A 2,585-nucleotide genomic window follows, 5' to 3' on the forward strand; every position below is an offset into this window, starting at 1 on the left:
AAGGGCTTAGACAAGCGCAGCCCAAACGGAATTCAAAACCTCACTCGGCCGGATCATCAACGGATGCGGTGAACGCCCACGGGCTCCCGAGTCTGGACCGCTTCGCGCGCGTTCCGCGACGCCATGATGTCCGGCATGGCGCACTCGATCCAATCGGCCAGTGCCTCCACCCGCTGGCCCACCTCCTGCCCCAGCGGGGTGAGGCTGTACTCGACCTGCGGCGGCACCGTGGCATGCACCTGGCGCAGCACAAAACCGTCCGCCTCCAGCCAGCGCAGCGTTTGCGCCAACATTTTTTCGCTCACACCGCCCACCTTGCGGCGCAGATCGCTGAAGCGGTGCGGCCCGGCCATCAAGGCCACCAGCAAGAGCACGCCCCAACGGCTGGTGACGTGCTGAAGCACCTCGCGCGACGGACACGCGGCCGAAAACAGCTCGCCGCGCCGCATCAAGGCCGCCATCCCGCCCGCACCCGTAGAAACCTGGGTTTCGTCCATATCACTTACCTCTGGGTATGTACTTACAAAAAGTAAGCTGCCTTGCTATTCTGCCCGCTCCCCATTCAAAAACCCAGGAAATTTTCATGATCGTCATCACCGGAGCCACTGGCCAACTGGGCCGCCTCGTCATTCAGAACCTGCTCAAAACCACGCCAGCCGCCCAGATCGTGGCAGCGGTACGCAGTCCAGAAAAGGCCTCCGACCTGGCCGCCCTGGGCGTGCAGGTGCGACACGCCGACTACACACAACCGGCCTCACTGGCCACCGCCTTCAAAGGTGCGAGCAAGCTGCTGCTGATCTCGTCCAGCGAGGTTGGCCAGCGCCTGCCGCAACACAAGGCGGTGATTGAAGCCGCCGCCCAGGCACAGGTGCAGCTGCTCGCCTACACCAGCCTGCTGCACGCAGACCGCTCGCCGCTGGGCCTCGCCACCGAACACCAGGCCACCGAAGCCCTGCTCGCCGCATCCGGCCTGCCCTATGTCCTGCTGCGCAACGGCTGGTACACCGAAAACTACCTGGCCAGCGCGCCCGCCGCGCTGGAACACGGGGCCGTGATCGGCTGCGCCCAAGACGGCCGCATCGCCTCCGCCTCCCGCGCCGACTACGCCGCCGCAGCCGCTGCGGTGCTCACCGCCGAAGGCCAGGCAGGCAAGGTCTACGAACTCGCCGGAGACACCAGTTACACCCTCACCGAACTCGCCGCCGAACTCGCCCGCCAGTCCGGCAAACCCGTGGCCTACCAGGACATGCCGCAAGAAGTCTTCGCTTCAACGCTGGAAAAAATAGGCCTGCCCAGCGGACTGGCGCAGATGCTGGCCGACTCCGACACGGGTGCGTCAAAAGGCGGCCTGTTCGACGACAGCCACCAACTGAGCCAGCTCATCGGCCGGCCTACGACGCCGCTGGCTGAGAGCGTGCAACAGGCTCTGGCTGGTTGAAGATTGGGGCGCTGAAGAAATGGGCATACAGCTCGTCCCCTGCGAAAACACCATGAAAATCCATCTGTCGTCTGGTGTTTCTTGAGCACCGGGTTTCAGCGATGCGCTAATGCTCGTCTGCCACGGCAATTTCGATACCGGATTTGTCCAAATCGACGGCCATGGCAGTAGCATTCATGTCGGACCTCTTTTGTTTGAGTGAGGACCTGATCCCCGCGTCAATGAAGACCCGAGCACGGATGTCGCGCAGACGAGCGAAGGAGTCCATACCATCACTGATTCGAGATGGAGTGCCTCAATGCGATCAATGCCAACCAACATCGGTTCGGCTGTTGCCCTGGTATGTCTCTTGGCAATGGCCAATACATCAACCGCCCAGCCTGCGCCGGGAACATTGGAGGCGGCCTCGCGGCCCATTCCGGCCGGAATATTGGATCGATTCATAACTCCATTTTCGCCACTGAAATTCACCAACGAGGTGAAGATCTTGGGCTTGTTCTCGTCGCTTGGGAATACGGCTTTCAAGCCCAATGACACCGAGGGCCCCTTCCCCTCCATCGTTGTCACCCACTCGTGCGGTGGTGTAGACACGTTGGCATTGCGTGAGCGTATGAAGGAGTTCCTGGAGGCTGGCTACTTGGTGCTTATGTTGGACAGCTTCCAACCCAGGGGGCAGAAGGACTGTCGCAATGGGGTCATACGCAATGCACTGGTGTGGCGTGACACGTTCGATGCGCTTGCACATCTGCAAACACTCAAAGAAGTGGACAAAGGCCGCATTTACCAGGTTGGCTACTCTATGGGGGCATTTACCGCAGCGGTGGTGGCTAGTCCCTCCGTTAGCTCCTACTTTGGGAGCGCCCACCGATTCCGCGCATCGGTTGGCTGGTACGGTAGTTGCGGGTTCCAGGCAGGTCCCGCAGCTTCGGCTTCTAATTTCTTACGTTTCGACATTGATCGCCCAGTGTTAATGCTAATGGCGGAAGCAGACCGCGAAACGCCCATTAAGCCCTTTTGCTATCCATTGATGGAGGAACTGAAAGCTGCAGGGAGACCTGTCGATTGGCACATCTACGGCAACGGCGTGACCCACGCTTGGGACGTGCGATCAGGCTACTCCATGACGACCGGCTTGGGCGAAACGGTC

At 60.9% G+C, this 2,585-nt stretch carries 3 protein-coding genes; 2 read left to right on the forward strand and 1 reads right to left on the reverse strand.

What is annotated here, in order from left to right:
* Nucleotides 1-56: 56 nt before the first annotated feature.
* Nucleotides 57-497, reverse strand: a complete 441-nt coding sequence (locus tag ABYB95_RS21265; RefSeq protein WP_372661618.1) for a winged helix-turn-helix transcriptional regulator — start codon at nucleotides 495-497, stop codon at nucleotides 57-59.
* A gap of 86 nt (nucleotides 498-583) precedes the next feature.
* Here ABYB95_RS21265 and ABYB95_RS21270 point away from each other — a divergent pair, with 86 nt between their 5' ends.
* Nucleotides 584-1,438 carry an SDR family oxidoreductase gene (locus ABYB95_RS21270; protein WP_372661621.1) on the forward strand — a complete coding sequence of 285 codons (855 nt, stop codon included), beginning with the start codon at nucleotides 584-586 and terminating at the stop codon, nucleotides 1,436-1,438.
* A gap of 307 nt (nucleotides 1,439-1,745) precedes the next feature.
* Nucleotides 1,746-2,585, forward strand: an 840-nt coding sequence (locus ABYB95_RS21275; RefSeq protein WP_372661624.1) for a dienelactone hydrolase family protein, incomplete at its 3' end; no start/stop codon positions are given.

Origin of the sequence: Hydrogenophaga sp., from assembly GCF_041633695.1 — a bacterium.
GTDB lineage: Bacteria > Pseudomonadota > Gammaproteobacteria > Burkholderiales > Burkholderiaceae_C > Hydrogenophaga.